Below are 21,176 nucleotides of genomic sequence, written 5' to 3'. Positions count from 1 at the left end.
CATCAGAGGGAAATTCAGGGAACATCCGGAGAAGAATGTTCCCTGAAGCCCATGAATCACATATCCGCCATCCAGTCCTGTAGAGCACGGACCTGGGGGGTTGGATCGTCGGCAAGTGCCTCCAACGCTTTGACGACCGCCAGGCAGCCCGGGATCGTCGTCACGCAGGTGACGCCATACGAAACGGAAGCCGATCGAATTTTGCCTTCGTCGGTACGCGAACCTTTACCGCTGGGTGTGTTGAAGATGAACTGTACTTCCTGGTTGGCCATCATGTCCAGCAGGTTCGGTCGTCCTTCTTTCAGCTTCTTGACGGTAGCCACTTCGAGTCCTGCTTCTTTGAGGACGCGGGCGGTACCTGAAGTCGAAACGATTTTGAAGCCCAGTTCAATCAGCCGACGTGCCGGTTCGATGATCATCTCTTTATAGACATCAGCCATACTGATGAAGACCGTGCCTTCGGAAGGCAGGCTGGTACTGGCTGCAAGTTGACTTTTGGCAAAAGCCATCGCGAATCCATCCGAGATGCCCATGACTTCGCCGGTCGAACGCATTTCGGGGCCGAGGATGATATCGACGCCAAGGAATCGGGAGAACGGGAACACACTTTCTTTGACGGATGTATGTTTGGGTTCAGGCTCACGCGTAATCCCCTGTTCGAGCAGCGAGACTCCCGCCATCACTTTGGCGGCGATGCGGGGCAGTGAAATCCCCGTGGCCTTGGAGACAAACGGTGACGTCCGGCTGGCGCGGGGATTGACTTCCAGGATGTAGACTTTGAAATCGTCATCAGTCTGTTTGACAGCAAACTGAAGATTCATCAACCCTCTGACTTTGAGTTCGCGTGCGAGGGCGTGTGTGGCGCGTTTGATTTCATTGATGACCGATTCAGGAAGTGAGTGGGGGGGGAGCACACAGGCAGAGTCGCCGGAATGCACGCCGGCTTCTTCAATGTGTTCCATCACGCCACCAACCAAAGTAGTGATACCATCGGAGATGGCGTCGACGTCGACTTCAATCGCATCTTCAAGAAAGCGGTCGACGAGAACCGGATGATCGGGAGAAGCGTTGACGGCTTCATTCATGTAGCGCACGAGGGATTCTTCATCGTAGCAGATTTCCATGGCTCGACCGCCAAGCACGTAGCTGGGGCGAACAAGGATGGGGTAACTGATGTTGTTGGCAACGTTGCGTGCGCTTTCGATATCTGTGGCGATGCCATTCGGGGGCTGATGCAGTTCGAGCTTTTCGAGAATTGCCTGAAAGCGTTCCCGGTCTTCAGCGGCATCGATCATTTCAGGACTGGTGCCGATAATGTTGACACCGGCCGCTTCGAGTCCACGCGCCAGGTTGAGCGGCGTCTGTCCGCCGAACTGCACGATCACGCCATCGGGTTTCATGCGGTCGCAGATATTCAAAACGTCTTCGGTAGTCAGTGGTTCGAAGAACAGATGGTCCGAAGTGTCGTAGTCAGTCGAAACGGTTTCGGGGTTTGAGTTGACCATGATACTTTCGATGCCCAGCTCCTGCAGTGCGAAGGAGGCCTGGCAGCAGCAGTAATCAAATTCGATCCCCTGCCCGATGCGGTTCGGTCCGCCGCCCAGAATCATGATGCGGCGTTTGTGATCGGGATTCGCAGGAGTTTCGTCTTCTTCTTCGTAGGTGGAATAGAAGTAGGGGGTAAAGGCTTCGAACTCGGCGGCACAGGTATCGACCTGTTTGAAAGTCGCTTCAATTCCCAGATTCTTGCGATACTGGCGGACATCCATTTCGGTCGAGTCAAGCCAGAAGGCGAGTTGCTTATCCGAATAGCCGGCCTGCTTGGCTTTTCTCATGGCGGCGTAGTCCATGTCTTCCAGGCGGGAAAGGGCGCGGATCTGATCTTCCAGTTCGACCAGTTGCCGAATGTGATTCAGGAACCAGGGATCGATGTCACTGAGCTCGTGAATCTGTTCGGTCGTCATTCCCAGCTTGAAGGCATAGCGGACGTAAAAGATTCGCTCTTCATTGGGAACCGAAAGCTTGGACTGGATCGTATCCTTGGAAGGTTGTTTGGTAGTCCCCCACAGGTCTTTTTTTCCGCCGCCCAGTCCGAAGTGACCAATTTCCAGGCCTCGCAGTGCTTTCTGCAGGGACTCTTTAAAAGTACGACCGATGGACATGGTTTCGCCGACCGATTTCATCTGCACGGTGAGAACCGGGTCTGCATCCGGGAATTTTTCGAACGTCCAGCGGGGAATTTTGGTAACGACGTAGTCGATGGTTGGTTCGAAACAGGCAAACGTTTCACGGGTGATGTCGTTGCGAATTTCGTCAAGCCGATACCCAACGGCAAGCTTCGCGGCGATTTTAGCGATCGGGAAGCCGGTTGCTTTGGAAGCCAGGGCACTGGAGCGGCTGACGCGGGGATTCATTTCGATGATCGTCATACGGCCCGTATCGGGGTTAATGGCGAACTGGACGTTGGAGCCCCCGGTTTCGACACCGATCTCGCGCATACAGGCGATGGTCGCATCCCGCATCCGCTGATATTCTTTATCGGTCAGTGTTTGTGCCGGCGCGACGGTGATGGAGTCACCGGTATGTACGCCCATGGGGTCGAAGTTTTCGATGGCGCAGATGATGACAACATTGTCAGCCTGATCGCGCATCACTTCCATCTCGTATTCTTTCCAGCCGAGGATGGATTCTTCGAGCAGGACTTCATTCACAGGAGATAATGCCAGACCACTGCGGACTTTTTCATCGAACTCTTCGCGATTATAAGCCACGCCCCCACCGGTTCCCCCGAGTGTGTAGCTGGCGCGAATGATGATCGGCAAGCCGATATCCTTCATGGCCGCATTGGCTTCTTCCATGTTATGCACCACGGCGCTACGAGGGCAGTCGAGGCCGATTTTTATCATGGCTTCTTTGAACTGGTCGCGACTTTCGGCCTTGGCAATGACTGACTCTTTGGCACCGATGAGTTCCACGCCCAGTTGATCCAGAATGCCACGTCGGGCGAGATCCATCGCAGCATTCAAACCAGTCTGTCCGCCGAGGGTCGGCAGCAGAGCATCGGGTTTTTCAATCTCGATGACTTTCTGAATATACTGCCAGGTAATCGGCTCGATATAAGTGCGATGGGCTGTTTCCGGATCGGTCATGATCGTGGCTGGGTTCGAGTTCACCAGCACAACCTCATAACCATCTTCTCGCAGAGCCTTACAGGCCTGGGTTCCGGAATAGTCAAATTCACAAGCCTGGCCGATCACAATGGGACCGGAACCAATGATCAAAATTTTATGAATATCGTCGCGTCTGGGCACTTTCTCGGATCACTTTCAAAGCAAATGTACATTGTCTTCTGGCTCGGAGACCTTTATCTGCGCAAATCTTCCCAACGTTAACAAGCACACCAGAATAATCAAGCAAGGCAGACAAGAAAGTACCAGAACTGGCTTTGAAACGTCAGCGTGTCGGCATCACGCCGGTACGGACATTGATTGACACTGGCAGCGGGGTGATTCCAATGTCAGTTCATCCAAATTAGACACTTTTGTACGATAAACAATTTGAGTCAGGGTGGCATTTCGCACCCTATATCATCAGCAGCAGTAATAATTCCTCTGAATGGTTCCAGTCAGAACAATAAAGCTGGATCAGCGATTCAGTCCGGTTGTAACGGGCCAGAGAGTACTCGACGAATTTCTCTAAGTGACTATTTGGAAACTCTTTTTATTGCAGGAGGTATTTTATTCTTCAATTTCGTTCATCTATACAGGTTAAAACGTTCCCCTCCTGATGAATTAAGGGTTTTCACGCAAATCAGGCTGCAGGATGAACAGGTACTGCGATAATGTTGATCTATGGCACATGTTGACAAAAAAAAACATAAGCTTTTTGTGAATGAAACAGTGTTTCGTTTTATTCCTGAAACCTGAATATCTTCCTCGAGTGTGTGCGTGAGAACACGTTCGGTAAAACGGGAAGCTTAAAATAAATTGTTTTGTTAGATACATGAGCCGAAATCATGGAACTCCATCAACAAATTGACATTCTCTGGATTTTAGTCTGCAGTATATTTGTCCTGTTTATGCAGGCGGGTTTCTGTTGTCTGGAATCTGGTCTTTCCCGCTCCAAAAACAGCATCCACGTCGCCATTAAAAATATTATCGACGTAAGTATTGTGGGAATCCTGTACTGGATTTTCGGCTTCGGCCTGATGTTTGGTACGACGACCGGAGGTTTAATCGGCACCACTCATTTTCCGTTTACGAATTCAGGTTCCGATATATTTCTATCCGCGTTTTTTCTGTTTCAACTGATGCTGTGTGCGACTGCCGCCACGATCGCATCGGGTGCCTCAGCAGAGCGTATGCGTTTTACGGCTTATTTGATTCTCTCGATCGTTCTGGGGGGCATCATCTATCCTGTATTTGGACATTGGGCCTGGACCAGTCATTTTACGGGTAAAGCGCCCGGCTGGCTGGAATCATTAGGATTTCGGGACTTCAGCGGTTCGACAGTCGTCCATTCTCTGGGAGCATGGGCTGCGCTGGCATCAATCATGATTATCGGGCCTCGTATTGGAAAATTCGATAAGGGTTCCGGTTCTAAGAAATTACAAGGTCACAATCTGACCCTGGCAACGACCGGGGTCTTTATTCTCTGGATAGGCTGGTTTGGATTTAACGGCGGAAGTAAATTTGGTTTTACTTCACATGTACCACAAATCTTTATTAATACATTTCTGGCTTCTGCCTGTGGTGCCATCACAATGCTGGTGTGGCAGTTCTATCAGCGGAAACAGATCGAAATCGAAAACATCCTGAATGGTCTGCTGGCAGGCCTGGTTGCCAGCAGTGCCAGCTGTGATGCGATCTCGCCGGCTTCAGCCGTCGTGATTGGAATGATCGCTGCGATTGTCATGGAAGCAGGCGTCTGGGTTCTGGAGCGATTCCAGCTCGATGACACGATCGGAGTGATTCCCGTTCATGGTTTCGCTGGTGTCTGGGGCACACTGGCAGTCGCCTTGTTTATTCCGGCAGAACTCCTGTCACATTCCCGCTGGGAACAGTTTCTGATCCAGGCTTTAGGTTGTGCTGTCTGCTTCGTCTGGTGTTTCTCCTTCTGCTGGGTTACGTTACGAATCATTAGTCATTTTGTACGTCTGCGTGCGACCAAAGATGAAGAAAAACTGGGTCTGAATATGGCAGAGCATGGTGCCACTTCTGAAATGTATGACTTGCTGAACCTGATGGAACTGCATATTCAAGGCGACTCCGATCTGGAAGAAGATATGGACGAATACAGCGATGTCAGCCTGATTGCAAAACAATACAACCGGGTTTCACAAGTGCGGGATATGGCTTTAAATGAACTGAAAGACCGGACGGAAAACCTGGAATTGACCCGCCGCGAACTGGAAGAAAAAGCTGCACGCCTGAAGCAGGCCAATAGAGATGCCGAAGCTGCTTCACGGGCCAAGAGTGAATTTCTGGCGAATATGAGCCACGAAATCCGGACGCCGATGACAGCCGTCCTGGGATACACCGATTTGCTGATAGAAGAAAGCTGGGGACGTCCGGGCAGCATTCAATTACTGGATGTCATTAAACGCAACGGGAATTACCTGCTGGAACTGATCAATGACATCCTCGACCTCTCCAAAATTGAATCTGGAAACCTGACCATTGAAACCATTCAATTTCCTCTACTGGAAAAGCTGAATGAAATTCATGCTCTGATGAAAGTCCGGGCGGAACACCGGGGTTTGTACTTCAAGCTGTCTTTTGACGGTACAATCCCGATTGAGATTCAGAGTGATCCAACACGTCTCAAACAGATTCTGATCAATCTGATTGGTAACGCGATCAAATTCTCTCCCGAAGGTGGAAAAGTTTTACTGGAAACCACATTTTTGAATTCGGCTGCGGATGAACCCTTGCTGGAATTTAAAATCCATGACACGGGAATCGGCATGTCTCCCGAGCAGATCGGCATGTTGTATCAGCCGTTCGTCCAGGCAGATTCTTCGACAACACGGAAATTTGGAGGAACAGGACTGGGACTGGCCATCAGCAAACGACTGGCTAAGATGCTGGGTGGTGATCTGACGTGTGAAAGTGTGCCCGGTGAAGGTACCGTTTTCACATTGACCATTGGTATCGGCAAACCGGACCCACTGCAGTTTCATAAAAATCCACAGATCGACTTCAAACACACTCAAGTAATCCAGCAAAATCAGGAAGTACCTGGAATCGCTGCAGATACCCGGAACAAGGGGACCTGTTCGATACTGCTGGCGGAAGATGGTATTGATAACCAGCGTTTGATTTCCATGTTGTTAAAAAAAGAAAAAGCTCATGTGGTACTGGCTGAGAATGGTGATATCGCAGTCCGCAGGACTCTGGATGCCAAACAACAGGGTAAACCGTTTGATGTCATTCTAATGGATATGTCGATGCCGGTCATGGATGGATATGAGGCTACAAGAAAATTGCGGGACTTGGGAATCAAAACTCCCATCATTGCATTGACCGCGCACGCCATGACCGGGGATCGGCAGAAATGTCTCGACGCCGGATGTACAGATTACGCGACCAAACCGGTCAACCGTGAGAAGCTCCGCAATATCGTCCAGAAACATCAAGGTCGTACTCAGACAGAGCCTGCCCGGTAGTCATTCAAGTGATGATGATTTCGAATTACTGCAGTTGATCGCGATTCAGTTCCAGAAACCGATCTGCCCAGTAGTAACCTTCCAACAGGCCCGTTGTGTCCAACCCCATCAGATAATATGCGATATAGATGGCTTCGATGGTGGCAAGTCCGGTCGAGGGATCTTCAAACTGTTTGGAGACACGAGGGTAAGCCGTTTTCCATTCAGGCAGGCTGCGAACGGGCAGTTCCTGGTAATCGGGTTCCATTTTCTCAGCCAGCCGCCAGGTTCCATCCAGAACCAGCAGACCCGAACCTGCGTCCGCCGGACTGAGAAGAGGACCATCCAGTCCCAGTCGAACGTAGCCCTGTATGCGGTCGGCTTCCTTGCGGGGATACTTCCAGAAGACAAATTCTTCACGGGTACGCAACGGCTGCACCGTGCATTTACTTTTGCGTTCTTTGGGATGTACCACAATCACTGTGGGAGGATGTGAGCCAGACACTGCTTCGGTCTTATCATCTAATGTGCCCGCTTTTGTATGTCAGGCGCAGTTTGTGAATGAATTGATTTGACGGAGGAAACCGGGTCAAGAAGCTTCCTGAACTTTTTTGATCAGTTCTTCCTGGGCGGCAATTTCCTGTTCGAGATTTTTGACTTCCTGGGGGTCATCCATCTGCTCTTTGGCACCGGTTAATCGCTGCCGCAATTTTTGGATTTTCTGACGGGCCACGTCAATCTGTTTTTTCTGCTTTTTATTCAGGCTCATTGGGGACTGCATTTCCTCTTCTTCAGGATAGGAATCAACTTTTCGGACGGGTCAGTATATCAAAGCGGAATGGAAAATCACAGACTCGCTGCCCGTTAGCGCAGGAAAAACAGGCTCAGGCAGGAGAGCAGCATGACCGCCAGAAACGTGAGCGCGCCAGCAGAAAACCGCCAGAGTAATAACTGTTCGACGACGATCAGAGCCAGCACTGTCAGCAACAGGTTTTCCGCCAGTCCGGCTTGAGAACTGCGTTCTTCCGGTACTTCTGCCAGTTGGCTTTGAGCCCCTTCGGGTCGTCGAAAATACTGAGGGGGAACAACCTGTGGTCCAATATGATTCAAATTACTTTCCTGCGGAGATACATTCACTGCATACAGTGTATTTTCTGTAGCGGCCGAGCCCCAGTCCAGTTCGTAGATTCCCGAAAGCAGGGTCTGCGGGAAAGTGATGGTACGGGACTCATTCTTGCTGTCGAGGACACTTCTGAGTGGATACTTTTCCTGGTCGGGTGCAACCATCTGCGGAGTGAGTGTGAGCTGGTTTTCCTGTGTCATGATTTCCAGGGGTTGTCCCACCCGGGTCTCGCGACTTCCCCATTTACCTGTTGCCACATACAGCACGAGTTCATTCACCATCGGTGGAAAACTGGGCCAGATCGCCCATGTCCCCCAGAGACGATCGAGCGAAGTGGTAATCAGAATCACTTTTCCCCGCCCGAGTGAACCTTCAATGATCGCTGGATCATTCGTATCATAATTCAAGATCAATCGCGTATTGGGATCGGGGGGAAGTTCTGTTTGGAAGTATTCATAGATATGTGTGGTTTCCAGACCGGCGTCAGGGTTTCCCTTGAAGATTTCAATAACAGGATGCTGATACTGCAGGGGATCAAACTCAAACAGCATGGTCTGCTTGCGGGCATCGCCCCGTCGGTCCAGTAATTTCAGGGATAACAGTCCCTGCTCTGGTTGAAAGATCGTCTGGTTATAATTCTTGACGTTCACCTGCTCGCCCAGACTGAAGATCAACCCGCCTCCGCGGCTGACATAGTGCTTTAGCAAATCGCGTTCGTGGTCTGTAAACAGTGCCACATCACAGATGACGACCGCGTCGTACAGACTCAGTTCTGTCGTCGCCAGTTCGCCTTCATTGATTACATGTGGTTTGATGATTCCCTGCCAGGGTTGTTCCTGCAGCGAGGGAGACAACGCCAGTTCAAGAAAATCTGTCGCGCGGCCCATCGCTTCTGTCGAGCGTCTGCCATTGACCAGCAGGACATTGATTTCTTTTTTGACCGGCATGACTTTCCAGCGGTGGTTATCCAGAGGCAGTCGATCATCGGCAAGGCGGACTTCCAGACGATGATCACCCACACGGGTAAACTGATGTGTAAACTCAACCTGCGTGTCGGTGTTCGCCGGCAGGTCCACCGGCTTCTGATTGACCAGTTGCTGGTCCACGAACAACTGCAGATTGACGCCATCCTGATTCAGAAGTCCAAAATTATGCAGGGTGACACTCAATCGAACCGGCTGATTCAAAGTAGCAAAAACTGACTTGCTGTTGAAATCAACGATGGCAAGATTCGATTCTTCCGTTGCGCCCACATCTTTAAGAATCAGCGTCGCTTTTTTCGATAACGCTTCCATCAAAGACAGGATGCGCGAATTCCCCTGTTCCGCCTGCTGAGGGGACCAGCTCTCCGCCTGGAAATCGCTGATGACAATCACTTCTTTATGCGCCAGGTCCTGGGCCTGCCCGAGAAATTCCAGCGCCGCCTGCAGCGCCTGCCCTGCATTGCCATATTCCTGGGTCGGTTGCAGTTTCGATATTTCATCAAGCACATAGGCCTGCTGCCGAGAGGGACGGGAAATCAGTTTCTGTGGTGAAGCACTGGAAATCTGAACGAGTTGAAACGCGTCTCCCTGCCTGGAAGCAGAGACAATCGATCGCGCGATTTCTTTGGTTTCTTCAAACAGGGTCTCTTCCTCTCCCTGCCAGCGCATGCTGAAAGAAGTATCCACGACCAGAATCCGATGTACGGGCGCCGCGGCTTCAAAAAAAGCTCCTTGCAGGGACCAGTAGGGACGTGAAAATGCAATCGCCAGCAGTAGTAGAATCAGACACCTGACAAGCAGAATCAACAGTTGCTCAAAGCGGACCCGCCGGGAATATTTCCTGGTCGCCGCCAGGAGGAACTTCATGGCCGCCCATTCGGTTTCGATAAACTTCCGCTTATGCAGCAAATGGATCAGGATCGGAATTCCCGCCGCCAGCAGTCCCATCAGTAACCAGGGACTGGCAAATCCAAACGCGAACACGGGCTGAAAATACAATGCGTTCATGACACTTCGAATCAATGCAACCTAAGAGCCCACCCGTGATTGACGGTGTGAGAGAAATGTTGACAGCGCCAGATCCAGAGACTGATCGGTACGAACCAGTCCGTAATCCATATTCAGATCACGGCAGCCACGCTGCGCTGCTTTCAGAAATTTTTCAAACTCTGCCTGGTAGGCTTTTTTGAGCGAGCGGGGTTCTGCCATCTGTTGCGGCTGATTTTCCAGTCCACGAAAGAGCACTGGCTCCTGGAAGGGGAAGTCCTGTTCCGCGGGGTCAATCACCTGCAACAGGCTGACATCATGTTTGCGGTGACGAAAATGTTTTAACCCCAGCATGACCGAGTCGAGATCATCAAACAGATCGCTGATGATAATGATCAGGCTGCGACGGTTAATCCGTTCTGCCAGCTCATGGAAGACCTTGCCCAGTCCTGATTCCCCCGCTGCTTCCGTATGTTCCAGGGTGTAATAAATCTGTTTCAGATGGGTTGGCTGACTGGCCGGCCTGAGAAAGTCGACCACGCGATCATTAACCGTACACAGCCCGGCTGCATCCTGCTGTTTGAGAACCACATAAGCCAGGGCAGCGGCAACCAGCCGCGCATACTCCCACTTGGAGAGCGCGGTTCCCTCGGATCGATATCGCATGGATTCGCTGCAGTCGAGCAGCAGATAGCAGGTGAAATTGGTTTCGGCTTCAAACTGCTTGAGATAGTAACGATCTGATTTGGCATAAACTTTCCAATCGACGTAGCGGAGGTCATCGCCGGTCGCGTATTCACGATGCTGCGCAAACTCTGCTGAGAAACCATGAAAGGGGCTTTTATGTGCTCCTGATACATAGCCTTCCACAATCTGTCGCGCCGCCAGATCCAGATTCTGAACTTTAGCGAGCGTCTGCGGATCTAAATACTTGCGGTAATCGTCCATCAAGTTTTTCCTGAGAGGAGTCGACCGGGATGAGTTGAATCAGTCGATCCACAATTTTATCGGGAGTCATCCCCTCGGCTTCCGCATTGAAGTTGGTAATAATGCGGTGCCTGAGTACGGGATGCGCGACGGCTCGAATATCATCGGTGCTCACATACATTCGCCCATGCAGAATGGCGCGGGATTTGGCTCCCAGTACCAGATTCTGGCTGGCACGGGGACCGGCGCCCCAACTGACAAATTCGCGAATAAAATCGGGAACTTCTTCCGCCTGTGTGTCGCTGCCGGGAATGATACGCGTCATACGGGCGAATTGCATCGCATAACGAATGACATGGTCGGCGACGGGTACTTTACGCACGAGTGACTGAAAAGAGAGCAGTTCCTCCAGATCCAGTACCTTCTTCACCGAGTACGATTCATCAGACGTCGTCTGTCTGACAATCGCAAACTCTTCTTCTTCACTGGGATACTCGACTTTGATCTCGAACATGAAACGGTCGAGCTGTGCTTCGGGCAACGGGTATGTGCCTTCCTGCTCAATCGGGTTTTGAGTTGCCAGTACAAAAAAAGGAACCGGGAGTTTATGCTTACGTCCCCCGGCCGTCACCTGGTGTTCCTGCATCGCTTCCAGCAGGGCAGCCTGTGTCTTGGGAGGCGTGCGGTTAATTTCATCAGCCAGCACAACATTCGAAAAGACAGGACCGGGCAGAAATTTAAAATCGCGATTGCCTGTATTCTTATCTTCCTGAATCACGTCGGTACCGGTAATATCGGCGGGCATGAGATCGGGGGTAAATTGAACCCGGTTGAAAGAAAGATTGAGCGTATCCGCCAGCGTATGCACGATGAGCGTTTTAGCAAGCCCGGGAACACCAACCAACAGGCTGTGTCCGCCTGCCAACAATGAGATCAATAATTCTTCGACCACTTGCTGCTGCCCGATGATAACCTGGTTCACTTCCTGCAGGAGTCGCTGATATGCCTGGTGTAATTTTTCGACGGCTTCCAGATCGGAAGTTTCCGTCGTAGGGTCGCTGCTCACGATGTTGCCAGTTTCTTGTTCAGAGAAAAGAATTAAGCCCGCCGGTTGTTAACTCATACTATTGTGACGGGCGTACCCGGGAAGATGCAAGGCTGTTGGCAGGAGATCTCAGCTGTCAGCGCCTTTTGCCCCCCAGGGAGCAATTTGCGTAAGCCCTTTGCTCGATTTCAGTTCAGCATAACAGTCAGGCATATCAAAGACGGTCAATACGTTCGGAACCAGTGTGGATAAAGGCCACTCATAATGCTCTGTTTCTGCAATATCGCTGAAGGAGGTCAGTGCATTTTTCAGGGTTACCTGTTTCACGTGCGGCGAGTACAGGGCGGCAAATGTCGCCGGCAGGGCACCCCAGCCGCGACCGATCAGGTGAATATCGGTATGCCCACTGGCTGCCATCCAGTCGAGGACCCTGAGCACATCGAATGTTTTCTGACCCACATAGGGATCATCCAGCATGACAGCATGGGCCGCGTAGAAGTAATCGCTGCCATAGGGAGTGAAGAAGGAATTTGCGTTGGTGGTATCCGGCATCGATTCCCCTACTCCGCGCACGTCACAGGTATACAGAATACGATTTTTGTCCTGACTGGCGGTTTTCAGGAGTGGCTCTTCCCGCAGTTCAGCATCGGCAGAGACATGGGAGATATACAGTGTTGCCTGTTTGCCAGCGTCTTGAGGCGGCCTGGAATAAAGTTTCTCGTCAGACACCCGGTACACGATGGCCTGAATGCCTGGTTCTGTTTCCACGGCATAAGCGATGGTATATTTCAGTGGATAATTTTTACCGCCCCGGTTTCTGAGGATGCGATAATCGGGTGTTCCTTCCAGATGTTTTAAACGTAAAGTATCTGCGACCGCCGACTGCAGGGCAGCGCCCGATTTCGGCTTTCGCTCCGCCGCCAGTGCTTTTGAATGCTCTGCCGTAAAAACATGCAGGGGTTTAGATCCGATATCCGCAACAGAACCTTTCGGCGTACACCAGAGCGTTTCATCTTTCTCAATGACCAGCTTCGGCTCTTTTGATTCACTGGAAACACCGGTCGCCTGGTTAAACCACTCATACATGGCTTCGCGATTTTCCTGCGAATAGCCATGATAGGTAGGCCCCACGAACAACGACACCTTGTCTTCGTGGCCCAGCAGTTTGTAGAGTCGCTTCAGCCGCAGATACGCTTCCCGCGCCCCCCGCACATCAAAAAAGTCGCGTTCCTTACTGAGAATGCGAACCGGTTTTGGTGCCTGCGCTGCGAGGAAGTCGGCATGATCCAGTTCCAGTGCCAAAGCTTTAGGCGGACACTGTTCTGTATCAGCGGGGAGTTCGTTTTCCATGTTGCGGCGGAAGGTGGTCACGAAACAACTGGGGGCTGCCATCGTCCAGCGTGGCTCGACACCACACAGCCAGGTGGTCATGGTCCCGCCTCCTGAGTTTCCGGTGACACCGACCTGTTCTGGATCGACTTCTTTACGCGTCAGCAGATAATCAAGAGCTCGGATGCCGTCCCAGGCACGCCACATCGCCAGATTTTCTCCGACGAGGAACTGCTGATTTCCGCCATGCAGATGCTCGCGAACGCCGACACCCACCGTGGATTTGAGATCGTCACCACTGTATTGCACGCGTTCCCCCTGGCCGATGGGATCGTAAATCAGGACGACATAACCTTTGCGTGCGAGGCCTTGTGAGAACGACTGATAAGCGGTCTCTGCTTTCCCGTTATGTGAATGCCCGCAGGTTCCCACGACGCCGGGCGCTGGTTTGGTAATCCCTTTGGGAACGTACAGATTCGCAGTAACCAGAAAGCCGGGACGGCTCTCGAAGATCACATTTTCTATCGTGTAGGTATCGCGATCGGTCGTCCTGGTGGTTCGCGCGTTGAGTGGAGTACGTTCGGGCTCAGGGCCGAACGATTCGCGAATGCGTTTTTTCACGGAGGTGACATAAGCTTCCGCATCTGCTTTGGTTTTCAAAGCATCGAGACGCTGAATCGTTTTGGCTTCCTGTTCCCTGACGCGTTCAACAAAGTATTCCTGTACCATCCGCGGGAAGCGGTTTAATGTTTCTATTTTTTGATCTGCAGCCGCGGGTGCCGCTACCAGTTCCTGAAATACCAGATGATCTAACAGACTCAGGCCAGCCAGGCTCATCCCCCCTGACTGTAAAAAAGACCGTCGTGTGAGAGAGGCGAACTGGTCGATCGACTGTTTTGGGCCCGACATGCAGTATAATCCTGATGAATTGATAATTTATGACGATATCGAAATGAAGGAGCATGAGAGTTGTCGGTCAGTGAAAGGACTGAACACGATGACGAAGCCCCTGAATTCCCTAAATGATTGCTACCAGCAATGATTGTTATCAAAATTTGGTTTTCTTTACAATCGGCTTCTCTATAATGAAACTCAGTCAGACAATTGTACAGAAATATTTTCTCTGTTTTTATATAATTCCATATCCCCTCGAAACCAGTTAGACTGTCAGTTGAAATCAATGCGGGAATCCTGTATTTCTGAACGTTGATATTCCGTCTGAACGTTGATATTCCGACTGTGCTCTTCGTTATATCAGCAACAATGCTCATCAGAAAATGGATCTTTAATGGAAGTCAGCTCCCAGCAAGAAACCGCCAGCCTGGTTAAGACACTGCATGATAACATCTCCAGCGTCCTCATTGGCAAACCGGATGTGGTACAGCTGGCGATCGTCACTCTACTGGCTGAAGGTCATGTGCTGATTGAAGATGCCCCCGGCGTCGGTAAAACATCGCTCGCGAAAGCAATAGCCAAGAGCCTCGACTGCAACTACACGCGAGTGCAGTTCACTCCGGATATGCTCCCCTCTGATATTCTGGGATCGAATGTTTTTCTACCTGGCCTGGGTGAGTTCGAATTCCGTAAAGGCCCGATCTTCTCTAATATACTGCTGGCAGATGAAATCAATCGTACGCCTCCCCGTACGCAAAGTGCGCTGCTGGAAGCCATGAATGAAGGCCAGGTCAGTGTGGAAGGCCAGACAATTCCCCTGTCACCCCCCTTCTTCGTACTGGCTACACAAAACCCCTACGAGTTCGAAGGAACCTATCCCCTGCCGGAAAACCAGCTTGACCGCTTTATGATGTGTATTGATATCGGTTACCCGGACCGTTCCATTGAACGTGAAGTGCTGATTCAGCATCGTAATGGCGAGCCTGTAGATACCCTGCAGTCTGTCCTGTCGCTGAAACAACTGCGTGAGATGCAGCAGGCAGTGCGAAATGTCCGGGTCGATGACTCTCTGACGGACTATATATTGGAAATCGTAGATGTGACCCGCAACCACCCCGAATTGACACTGGGCGTCAGCACCCGTGGGGCGATTACGTTTTCGCATGCGGTTCAGGGGAAAGCATTTACGGAAGGACGAGATTATGTCATCCCGGATGATATCAAACAGTTGGCAGTACCTGTGTTAGCACATCGAGTCATTACCCGGTCCCTGGTTCGTGAGAGCCAGCGAAACCGTGCCACGGAGATTATTCGCCAGATTCTTCAACAGATCCCGGTCCCTGCCTGAAACGGATGCTGTGGCTTGAGGTGTGGCTGCAGTGAAGTGCTGAATTTCGATTCTTCTGTTATTATTAAATAGTCGACTGGACGGGTATCGGATAAGATAATGCTACCCACTGCTGGATCAGCCGATAATCTGCTGGCTGGCGCAGACTGAAATGTGAAACGGGCAAAGAAACATCTGCCCGCCCTCCGAAGGAATCATAAAATGGATTTGCATAAAAATATGAAATGGTGGATTGTCCTGCTGCTGACTATCTTATTCTTTGTTTCCAACTGGAATCCAGCGAAGCTGTCCGCCAGTGAAGATACGAAAACCAAAGCAAGCGAATCTGAAAAGACGAAAAACAAAGCCATGTTTACCAACCGTCTTTCCAAGGAGACCAGCCCGTACCTGCTGTTACATCAGCACAACCCTGTCGACTGGTATCCCTGGGGACAGGAAGCGTTTGAGAAAGCGAAGCAGGAAAACAAAATCATTTTTCTGTCTGTGGGCTATAGCAGCTGCTACTGGTGTCACGTGATGGAACGGCTGGTTTTCGAGAATCCTGAAATTGCCAAGTACATGAACGAGAACTTTGTGAACATCAAGGTTGATCGTGAAGAACGGCCTGATATTGACGATATCTATATGACATCGTTAAGCGTCTACTTTCACCTGATTGGTGCGCCTGACAATGGAGGCTGGCCGCTTTCGATGTTTTTAACCCCCGATCGCGAGCCCTTTGCGGGTGGCACGTATTTTCCACCCACCGACCAGGGAGGGCAGATGAGCTTTCCGCGGGTCTTATCGAAAGTGAATGAGCTGTGGAGCGGCGATAAAGCCAAGGTACAGCAGAGCGCCACGATCATCGCGAAAGAAGTCGCCCGGCTGCAGAAAGAAGAAGCTGCTTCTGAAACCATTCCCATCGAAGGCAGACTGGTGAAAGCAGGTGTGCGTTCCATCAATGCCAGTTTTGACGCGGAGTATGGCGGAATCGACTTTTCTGAAGTCAGTCCGAATGGTCCGAAGTTCCCCACCTCTTCCAAGCTGGTGTTACTGCAGTACGATATTGAATCGCCGATGGCAGAAAGTACCTCCGCGGAATCTGCGAAAGTGCTGTATCAGACACTGGACGCGATGGCCAATGGCGGCATCTACGATCACCTGGGAGGCGGTTTTCACCGTTACAGTACCGACCGCTACTGGCATGTGCCCCACTTTGAAAAGATGCTGTATGACAACGGGCAGCTGGCATCGCTGTATGCGAAAGCATATGAGCAGACAGGCAACCAACATTACAAACAGGTCGCCGAAGGCATCATCGATTTTGTATTGCGCGAGTTGACCGATCCCCAGGGAGGGTTTTATTCGGCTTTGGATGCAGAAACGGATGGCGTGGAAGGCGAACATTACGCCTGGTCTCAGGAAGAACTGAAAAACATTCTGGATGAAGGCTATCCCCTGTTCGCTGAATTTTATGGCTTAAACGAACCGGTTCGCTTTGAACACGGCTACGTGCTGCATCGTGTGACCACCCTCAAAGCACTGGCTGAAAAGCAGAAGATGACTCTGGAAGCGCTGGAGACACAACTGGCGACGATGCGCGACAAACTGCATACAGTGCGCGATCAGCGCCAATCCCTGTTGAAAGATGATAAAATTTTGACCAGTTGGAACGGCCTGATGATCACTGGTATGGCGAACGCAGGCCGGATCCTGAAGCGTCCCGCCTATACGGCTGCTGCAGAGAAAGCAGCCCGGTTTATTCTGGATCAGATGCGCGACGATCAGGGGCACCTGTATCGCAGCTATCGCGCCGGTCAGGCAAGGCTGAATGCATACCTGGATGACTATGCCTTTCTGGTTCAGGGACTGCTCGCTCTGTATGAAGCGACCGGTAAACAGCAGTGGCTGGATCAGGCGCAGGCATTAACTGATCTGCAGATCAAACTGTTCTGGGATCAGAAAGAGCATGGCTTCTTTTTCACCACGCATGACCACGAACAGCTCATCGCCCGCACTAAAAATGCGTACGACGCCGCGATTCCTTCCGGCAACAGTATCAGTACACGAAACCTGATTCAGTTGTCGCAGTTGACCGGTAATCCCCAATATCGACAGCATGCAGATCAGACGCTGCAACTGTTTGGTCGCGTGATTAAACGCTATCCGGATCGCTGTGCCCAACTGGTACAGGCTGTAGGGGAATTCCTGGAAACGCCCGCTGATCAGAAGCAATCGTCACTGACGGCCCCGAATGCAGATGCGGGCTTTACTCTGGGTTCTCTGGAACAATTCGAAGAAAACTCGGAACAACTGGCGGGCGTCACACCGGGACTGGAACTGCTCGCACTGGCCGGGCTGGGCCAGGTCAACCCGAAACAAAAACTGGTCTCTGCAAAAGCCTATCTCTCTGTGGATAAACTGCCTGCCGGAAAAACCTGCCGGGTCGCCATTGTGCTCTCCATCGAAGAAGGCTGGCATATCAATGCGAATCCCGCCAAACCTGACTTCATGGTACCCACCACGTTTACGGTAAAATCAAATCAGCAGGTCAAACTGTCTCAAATCAAATATCCGGCTGGTCACACATTTACTGTCGAGGGCTTCGATGAACCACTGCTGGTTTACGAAAAGCAGGCTGTCATCCGGGGCACTCTGACGATTCCCGCTGCAGCAGCAGGCAAACCGGAACAGCTGGAACTCAATGTCAAGTACCAGGCCTGCAATGATAAAACCTGTATTCGCCCGACGACAGTCAGTCTGAAAGGTAGTTTTCAGATCGCCAAACCGGGAGAACCTGTCAAACAGGTAAATCAGAAATGGTTTCAGACGGATGGAAAAAACTGAGCACATCTGCTTTCAAGCAGGTTCAGGCGCACGCTACGATCTGCTTTCGGAAAACTCTTTTTAAGGTTCATGATGAACGACAAACAATATGCAGAACATCCACTGGTAAAAACAAAAATCATCGCTACAGTCGGACCCGCTTCCGATTCGCGGGAAATGCTTCAGAAACTGATTATTGCGGGGGTGGATCTGTTTCGTCTGAACTTTGCTCACGGCAAGCATGAGTGGCTGTCGGAGATTGTGAAAAATATCCACGAGATCTCGGCTGAAATGGAAAAGCCGATTGGAATTTTAGGCGACTTGTCCGGCCCCAAAATTCGCCTGGGTGTACTGCCTGACGGTGAAATCACGTGTCGACATAACATGCATTTCCGCTTTATTCGGGGACTGAAAACTGATAGCCCCCAGGAATTGACGTGCACTTACGAATCGCTGATCAACGACCTGCGCGTTGGTGATCCGGTTCTGCTGGCGGATGGGATGGTCGCCATGCGAGTGGTTGAAAAATCTCCAGATGACGAATTCGTCGAGTGTGTGGTGGAGCGGGAAGGAATTATCCGCAGCAAGCAGGGAGTGAATCTGCCTGGCGTGCAGTTGAGCACCCCCTGTCTGACAGAGAAGGATCTGAAAGATCTGGCCTGGGCCATCGAACATGGGCTGGATTATATCGGCCTCAGTTTCGTGCGCTCCGCAGACGATATTAAACAGCTGAATGAAGAAATTGAAAAACTGAATCCGGTTGACGCGCCACATATCGTTGCCAAGATCGAAAAGATTGAAGCGGTCAGTGATATCGAACAGATTCTCAAGTTGACCGATGCCGTCATGGTAGCGCGTGGCGATCTGGGAGTCGAAGTGGATATCGAACGTGTGCCCATCATCCAGAAACGGATCATTCATCTCTGCAATCAATATCGCGTCCCTGTGATTACAGCCACGCAGATGCTGGACAGCATGCAGTTCAACACCTTCCCGACCCGGGCAGAAGCCAGCGATGTTGCCAATGCGGTGCTGGACGGCAGCGATGCCGTGATGCTTTCAGGCGAAACGGCCGTGGGCGTGAGCCCCCTGGCAGCGGTGGAAATGATGAGCCGCATCGTCCGCGAGGCGGCCCGCATTCTGTCTTCCAATCTGCATTCTGAAGAAGCCACCAGTAATCGTCGACTGTATGCCCGCGAAGTCACCGAAGCCGTCACGATGGGCGCGGGGATCACTGCAGAAAAACTGGATGCCGATCTGATGGTGACCTGCACACACGAAGGTAAAACTGCGATGGCGTTATCGAAACAGCGACGGACTGTCCCGACCGTCGCCTTGACTGATCGCCCGGCAACGGCGCGGCGGATGACTTTATACTGGGGTGTGACTTCACTGTTGACCGATGTGGTCGAAAAGTCGCCGTCCAAGATTTTAAAGTTCATCGCCAGCTACGGCAAAAAACATGGATTCCTGTCAACCGGAAGCCAGATTGTCCTGATCTCCGGAACTGACTGGACCTCGCAGGGACATGACATGCTCCTGGTCCACGAAGTGAAATAATTCTTTCCGTTCCCCCTTGAGGTAATCATGACCATCACACGCTGTCTGCTCGCGTTCGTATTCTGTTTCAGTTTCGCTTCGCAGCAGGGCTTCTGTGACGACTGGCCTCAATGGGGAGGACCAGAGCACGATCTGGTCTGGCGGGAAACGGGAATTGTAGAAACCCTGCCTACCTCCGGCATGCTGCCCCGTGTCTGGTCAACGCCGATCGGAGAAGGTTATGCCGGACCAGCGGTCGCTCAAGTGAATTCACGCTGGTGCGTCTTTGTGACGGACCGCATTTTCAAACAGCGGGTCAGCTTTGAACGTGTTTTATGTCTCGACGCGAATACCGGAAAGATCATCTGGAAATATGAGTACCCTGTAGAGTACTCGGTCAGTTATCCCGCTGGCCCCCGTTCGACGCCTGTCATTAACGATGATCGCGTCTATACCGTCGGCGCGCAGGGACATCTGCTCTGCCTGGATGCGAAGAACGGGAACGTGCTCTGGGGTAAGAATTTTGTATCCGAATATGGAACACAACTCCCCACCTGGGGCATGGTCGCTGCGCCGCTGGTGGATGGTAACCAGTTGATTGCGCTGGTAGGCGGTCAGAAGAATTCGCTTGTAGTCAGTTTTGATAAGCAGACCGGAAAAGAGCTGTGGCGTTCGCTGGAAGACGCGGCCGTCGGATATGCGCCCCCTGTCATCTTTGAATTTGGCGGCCAGCGGGAACTGATTGTGTGGCACCCGACGGCGGTTTCCGCGATCAACCCGGAGAATGGGAAACGGATCTGGGAGGTCCCCAATGGAGTACGCTACGGCTTGTCGATCGCCACGCCCCGCAAGGTGGGAAACCGGTTGTTTGTCGCCAGCTTTTATAACGGACCGCGGATGATTGAAGTCTCGCCTCATGGCAATCAGGCAAAGATTGTCTGGTCAGGCAAGAGTGACAGCGAAATCAATACCGATGGGCTGCATCCGATTATGATGACCCCTGTCTTCAATGGAAAGAATATTTACGGAGTCGGCAGCTACGGACAGTTGCGAGCCCTGGATGCGAGTAACGGAAAGCGACTGTGGGAAACCTTCCAGGCCACAGGCAAAGGCCGCTGGTGGAATGCGTTTATCATTCCCCATGAAGATCGCTACTTTTTGCACAACGAGCAAGGCGATCTGATCATCGCGAATCTGACTCCCGCAGGCTACGAAGAACTGAGCCGGGCAAAACTGATCGAACCGACGCGGCGTGTCCAGCGGCGGATGACAATCTGGTCGCATCCCGCCTTCGCGATGAAAAGCGTATTCGCCCGTAACGATAAAGAGATCATTCGCGTCGATCTGTCTGCCAGATAGCGTCACCTGCTGTTGATTGTAGAACCAGTTTTCCGGATGGCTCACACTGACCTGCAATCAGCCTGCGCTCTATTATGATTCTGCTTCTCCTGTCATTTGCAAAACGTATCTTATTCTTGTGAATGCATTTAGCAATTCTTTCTTTTGAAAAGATTTCCGAAATCTGATCATCTGCTCAAATTTGTTATTGC

Annotated in this window: 12 protein-coding genes; 5 read left to right on the top strand and 7 right to left on the bottom strand. The window is 51.5% G+C overall.

Annotated features, from left to right (window positions below; translation table 11 throughout):
• Positions 1-56: 56 nt before the first annotated feature.
• Entirely contained in the window at positions 57-3,311 is a 3,255-nt protein-coding gene (gene carB, locus ACN0YH_RS10720) for a carbamoyl-phosphate synthase large subunit (protein ID WP_417379569.1), read from the bottom strand.
• A 704-nt stretch (positions 3,312-4,015) separates the two neighbouring features.
• Between carB and amt the strand changes: the two genes are divergently transcribed.
• Complete coding sequence (amt, locus tag ACN0YH_RS10715; RefSeq protein WP_417379568.1) at positions 4,016-6,667, top strand: ammonium transporter; 2,652 nt, start codon at positions 4,016-4,018, stop codon at positions 6,665-6,667.
• 25 nt (positions 6,668-6,692) lie between these two features.
• Here the strand turns inward: amt and ACN0YH_RS10710 are convergent, their stop codons facing one another.
• The 6 genes from ACN0YH_RS10710 to ACN0YH_RS10685 form a co-directional block, all read right to left on the bottom strand.
• On the bottom strand, positions 6,693-7,151 hold the full coding sequence (locus ACN0YH_RS10710; protein ID WP_417379567.1) for a DTW domain-containing protein: 459 nt from the start codon (positions 7,149-7,151) through the stop codon (positions 6,693-6,695).
• 84 nt (positions 7,152-7,235) lie between these two features.
• Positions 7,236-7,427 carry a hypothetical protein gene (locus ACN0YH_RS10705; RefSeq protein ID WP_417379566.1) on the bottom strand — a complete coding sequence of 64 codons (192 nt, stop codon included), beginning with the start codon at positions 7,425-7,427 and terminating at the stop codon, positions 7,236-7,238.
• Positions 7,428-7,510: 83 nt separating this feature from the next.
• The gene (locus ACN0YH_RS10700) at positions 7,511-9,760 is read right to left on the bottom strand and encodes a BatA domain-containing protein (protein WP_417379565.1); all 2,250 of its coding nucleotides are present in this window, start codon (positions 9,758-9,760) and stop codon (positions 7,511-7,513) included.
• 21 nt (positions 9,761-9,781) lie between these two features.
• Positions 9,782-10,687: a DUF58 domain-containing protein gene (locus ACN0YH_RS10695; RefSeq protein ID WP_417379564.1), complete on the bottom strand. Its 906-nt coding sequence runs from the start codon at positions 10,685-10,687 to the stop codon at positions 9,782-9,784.
• Positions 10,644-11,732: an AAA family ATPase gene (locus tag ACN0YH_RS10690; protein ID WP_417379563.1), complete on the bottom strand. Its 1,089-nt coding sequence runs from the start codon at positions 11,730-11,732 to the stop codon at positions 10,644-10,646. The genes ACN0YH_RS10695 and ACN0YH_RS10690 overlap by 44 nt, the downstream gene beginning before the upstream one ends.
• Positions 11,733-11,840: 108 nt before the next feature.
• Entirely contained in the window at positions 11,841-13,949 is a 2,109-nt protein-coding gene (locus tag ACN0YH_RS10685; RefSeq protein WP_417379562.1) for an alpha/beta hydrolase family protein, read from the bottom strand.
• 379 nt (positions 13,950-14,328) lie between these two features.
• Between ACN0YH_RS10685 and ACN0YH_RS10680 the strand changes: the two genes are divergently transcribed.
• The 4 genes from ACN0YH_RS10680 (at position 14,329) to ACN0YH_RS10665 (ending at position 20,985) form a co-directional block, all read left to right on the top strand.
• Positions 14,329-15,282, top strand: a complete 954-nt coding sequence (locus ACN0YH_RS10680; RefSeq protein ID WP_417379561.1) for an AAA family ATPase — start codon at positions 14,329-14,331, stop codon at positions 15,280-15,282.
• Positions 15,283-15,483: 201 nt separating this feature from the next.
• Positions 15,484-18,108, top strand: a complete 2,625-nt coding sequence (locus tag ACN0YH_RS10675; protein WP_417379560.1) for a DUF255 domain-containing protein — start codon at positions 15,484-15,486, stop codon at positions 18,106-18,108.
• A 72-nt stretch (positions 18,109-18,180) separates the two neighbouring features.
• Complete coding sequence (pyk, locus tag ACN0YH_RS10670) at positions 18,181-19,647, top strand: pyruvate kinase (RefSeq protein WP_417379559.1); 1,467 nt, start codon at positions 18,181-18,183, stop codon at positions 19,645-19,647.
• A 27-nt stretch (positions 19,648-19,674) separates the two neighbouring features.
• Positions 19,675-20,985: a PQQ-binding-like beta-propeller repeat protein gene (locus ACN0YH_RS10665; RefSeq protein WP_417379558.1), complete on the top strand. Its 1,311-nt coding sequence runs from the start codon at positions 19,675-19,677 to the stop codon at positions 20,983-20,985.
• Positions 20,986-21,176: the final 191 nt, after the last annotated feature.

It is taken from the genome of Gimesia sp., from assembly GCF_048262075.1.
In the GTDB taxonomy this organism is placed as follows: Bacteria; Planctomycetota; Planctomycetia; order Planctomycetales; family Planctomycetaceae; genus Gimesia.
The sequence above is the reverse complement of the archived record's forward strand: the minus strand, read 5'-3'. Positions and strand labels throughout refer to the sequence as shown.